Source organism: Actinoallomurus vinaceus (genome assembly GCF_039542055.1).
GTDB lineage: Bacteria > Actinomycetota > Actinomycetes > Streptosporangiales > Streptosporangiaceae > Actinoallomurus > Actinoallomurus vinaceus.
On the sequence record NZ_BAABHK010000043.1, the window covers coordinates 1 to 4,316 of the forward strand.

Below are 4,316 nucleotides of genomic sequence, written 5' to 3' on the forward strand. Positions count from 1 at the left end.
CGCGAACGCCTCGGGGAGCGGCGAGCAGCTCGCCGTCGGCCGTCAGTTCGATCGTCCCGAGCTGCCGGCGGTCGCGTACGTTCAGGACCGCGAGCACTTCTGGCGCTGCCATGGTCTAAGTATCGCCTCCGGCCTTATCCCCGAGCTTCGTTCCCCGGTTCGGCCGTTCCGCGCTCACGTTGCTGGCGAGCGTATTCCTCGGCCATCTCCTGGAACGGACGCATCGCCTCGGCGGCGAGCCGCTGGAACTCTTCTTCCTGCTCCGCGGTCGCCGACGCGTCCACGTGATGCAACGCGTAGTCAGTGCCTCGTGGGCCCGGGCTGGCATGTTCGGTGTTGAACGGGGCGACATCGCCGTACCGCCGTGCCCATTGCCGGTGCAGATCCGCGAGACGGCTGAGGGCCCTCCTCCGTTCGCGTTCAAGCTCCTCCGAAGTGATCACAGCCTCTCACCTCCCGTACGTGTCCTCGGCCGGAGTTCATTCCCCACCCGTCAGCGGTTCGGGCGGTTCAAGGAAGCGAACGGCACCCCATCCGGAACCGCGCAGGATCTCCTTGCCGTCCCAAGTCATGCGGCCGTCCGTATCGGGTCGCCGGCGCTCCCAGCCCAGCCGGCTGATCTCGTACGCGGTGATCCTCTCCGGGGTACCCCATGCCTCCTCTGTTGCCCGATCGGCGATTGCCTCCCACTGTCGGAGTCCCTCGGGGGACATCAGGCCAGACTGGATGTGATTTTCCACCACGTCGTGGATTATTGGTAGGCCGCTCTCCGCAAAGGGGAGCCTGCTGTCGAAGTCGAATCCGTACAGCACCCAGGCGTATCCGCCGACGTCGATGTTGGCCCAGAGTCTGATCTCCGGTACATCCTGAGCGATGAGCCAGTTCTCCAGCCGCTCCATCAGATTGACGCCGATCCCGCGCCCTTGGCTGTCCCCGTTCAGCTCCACCATGGCGATCTTCGCATAGGGTTCCCCGTCCGGATTGGCGTGGAAATTCAGCACCAGGACACCTTGCCGCTGTCCGTCGCGATCGAGGAACTCACCACTGATTATCGCCTGCTTGCCGAGGACGCCGACTTCGTCGATCGAGAGACGCAGGCCACTCGCCGGGTGATCGAACGAGAGGGCGTTGTCAATCCACTGTCGGACGTCGGGGTGGACAGAGGACTCATTGGGCGTTGACTGAATGATCTCCCGTAGGTTGCCGTCGTGCGGCAGGCCATCCGGGGGCAGGACCTGCCGGATGGCGTCGGCGCGATCCCCCCATTCGGCGAATCGGTCCGGCTCCGCCGAGGTGCGATGAGCGGGCTCGTCGCTCCTGCCGAGTTGGTGGTCGGCGGCGCCGCCGTCCTGGTCGGCAACGGGCTTGTCGCCATGGTCCGGCCGGAGGGCCGAGCCGCCGCCGGCAGGGTCTTGGGGGCCCTCAGGCCTCGGTGGGGCCGCAGGCGCGGTCGGCCCGTCCTCCCCAGGATCCCGATTCTCTCCGGGGGGTTCCGCGTCGTGGGCCGGGGCTCGGTCCGATTGGGCGACGGTCGGGAGGTGCTCGTCGGAGGCCAGTAGCGACGTCGTCCCTGAGGCGTTCGCCTCGATGTGCGCGAAGCGGTCCATCATGCCGTCGTACCAGTCGTCTCCGTGTCCGAGCCGTTCGAATTCCGGACGCAACGCTTCGAGCCGGCTTCTGATCAGCGCGACATCGCTTGGGGACAGTTCATTGGGCTTCCAGACGTATTCGTAGTGCCCGTTGGAGACTTCTACGAGGTCCGCATAATGCGCGGCAAACGAGTTCGAGGTGGTGTCGACGTCCCTTCCGTGAAAGGCCATATTGTGGTCGATACCAAAGACGTTTCCGTCGATGATGATCCAGTTGCCATTGTGCCGATCGGAGTTTTCGATCAGGACGTCGAGAAGACCCAGGAGCTTGGCGCCATGGGTGTTCTGATAGCCGAGATGGTCCAGGTCCGAAGGGTCCCAGGTGGTCGGATGCTGGGCGAACGCGGAGTCGCCGTCGATGTGGTCCATGAAGACGACGCGGTCATTCTCCCGGTACACGTGCGGCACCGGCGCATCGACGGCGCCGCCGACCAGCGCGCCGAGTTCCTCGCGGTCCGCCTGATCCTCCCAGCCGGCCCTCATCTCCTTGCGGACAGCGTGCGCGCCGTCGTTGAAGGTGACGAGCTCCACCCGCTCGGCCATCGTGGCGTGACTCGAGCCCGTGTTGGCGCGCCCGAGGAGTCTGGTCTGGTCAGGGTCGATGCCGGTGACGACGCTCTGGGCGAGTTCCTCGCGGCGTTGGGCGTGGGGGTCCGGGACGGCCGGGGGCTCACCATGCTCCGCCGGCACTCCGTCCTCGGGCGCGCTCCGGCGCAGCTCGTGCGGATCGGACGGTGGCTCATCGGGACGGGTCGGCTGCGGTTCGCGCGGCACGTCCGTGGACGGGCCACGCCCAGCTGTCTCACCGCCCTCGTGCCCGCCGGGCGTCGGCTCGTGGCCCTGCGGGAGGACACGGCCGTCTTCGGGAACGAAGATCCGCCATGCGCCCTCCGGGGGGAAGCGCATGGGTATGGGACGACCATCGGCGCCGACTCTCGGAGCGCTGACCTGCGCGCTGCCGTTCGAGTCGATCCACACCTCGTTGTCCGGAGCGATGACGATGCGGCCGCTCTCGTTGGCGATCTCCTGTGCCAGCGGATGCATCCCCTGCCCACTGCGGCACCCCAGGGAGCGTACGATCACCGGCCGGCCGTCACCGTCCGGGTGACCCGGTGTGTCCGTGAGCCTGGGCTCTTGGCTCAGCAGAGTCGCGATGTCCCGGCCGCTCAGAGGCTCCTCGCCCACTCGCCCGTTCTTGGAGTTCGCGTGCAGGTCGAGGGTGAAGACTCCGTCCATGGGGGCGGCGCGGTTCGTCCCCATCGTCAGACCCGCATACTGCGGGTCGTCGGGGTGGAAGTAGGCGACGCCGGCCGGGGTCTCCTCGCGGGCGATGTCGGCGAGGTTCTGCAACCGCTGGTCCATCGGCCGCTGCGTCAGCGCGGTGTCCGGGTGCCCGGCGGTCCCCGGCAGCGGCGTGCCGTCCGGTGGGAGCTCGGCGACGAAGATCCGGTGGATCGGCCGCACGTTCTCGTGCTCGTTGTACATCGGCAGTTCGATGTGCTCTTCGGCCAGGACGCGGAATCGGGTTTCCGGCCCGAACACGACCTGGTCGCGGCCGGTGAGGATCGAGACATCGGCTCCGGTCCGGGAGTGGATCACCACCTCCACCGGATGACCGTGGTCCGGAGTGTGAATCGAGGCCGTGTCCAGCATGCCGTGCATCGTCACGTCGGCACCGGGGACCAGCTCGGCCAGCCGGTCGGCCGGCAGCGACGTGTAGTGGTAGACCGTCTGTCGTTCGGCGACCGGAAGGGCCTTCAGTCCCTCACCCGCGTCGCGTGCCCACACCTGCGCCTCGGCGCGTACGTGCGGGTCGTCGCTGGCCAGCGCCTCGTTCAGGCGGCGGACGCCATCGTCGTCCAGGAGCCGCTCGACGGCATCCCTCTGGTGCGGTGGAAGGTCTCCGAGGACATCGAAGCCGCCGTCGAGATCGTCCGCCCAGTGATCACCGGCCTGATCGGTGTGACCGGCACCATCCGCCGTACTGGCAGGATCCGGCTCGCCGGACGGCGTCGATCGCCGTAGGTCCGCGCCGCCCGGCCCGTGGTCGGTGTGGCCTCCCGCCGGTCCCCCTGCCCGCCCGTCGCGGTTCAGTATCTCGGAGATGCTGGGGCGTGCCGGTTCGCCGGGGCGGGCGGTGCCGGGGCCGGTCTCGCCGGGTCGTGGCGGGATCACGGCCGGGCCGGGTTGGACTGGTTCCGCCTGCCCGCGGTCGGAGCCACCGGTGCCGCTCAGGTCACCGCCGGTTTGGCCGGTGTTGCCGCTGGTGATCGGCCTGTCCTGGCCGCCCGTGAGCGGCGTTTCGGGCGCCTGGCCCGTACCGCCGCCGGTGGGGGTTTCGGCCGTGGTGGCGCGCGAGTCGGCGGGGCGGGGCTGGCCGCCCGTGGGTCCTTCACCTGGTCTTGTGGCGTTGCTGTTCTCGCTCGGCTTGGTGGCGGTGGGTTCCTCGCCGGGTTTGGTGCCGTTGCCGTTTTCGCCTGGCCTCGTGCCCTGTCCGGATCCTGGGCGGGTCTCGCCGGGGCGGGTGTTGCCGGCCGGGTTCTCGGGGTGGCCGGAGGTGTCGCCGGGCCGGGATCCCGTCCGGCCGTTCAACGCCTCGGCGATGCTGGGGCGTGCCGACTCGCCGGGGCGGGCCCCGCCCGGACCGGTCTCGCCGGGCCGTGCCGG

1 protein-coding gene and 1 pseudogene are annotated in these 4,316 nt (G+C 69.0%); both read right to left on the reverse strand.

The window, feature by feature from the left end; all coding sequences use genetic code 11:
* Nucleotides 1-134: 134 nt before the first annotated feature.
* Complete coding sequence (locus tag ABEA24_RS53230; RefSeq protein WP_345444724.1) at nucleotides 135-443, reverse strand: hypothetical protein; 309 nt, start codon at nucleotides 441-443, stop codon at nucleotides 135-137.
* Between the two features lie 36 nt (nucleotides 444-479).
* Nucleotides 480-4,316, reverse strand: a pseudogene (locus tag ABEA24_RS53235) (hypothetical protein); the annotation flags it as partial.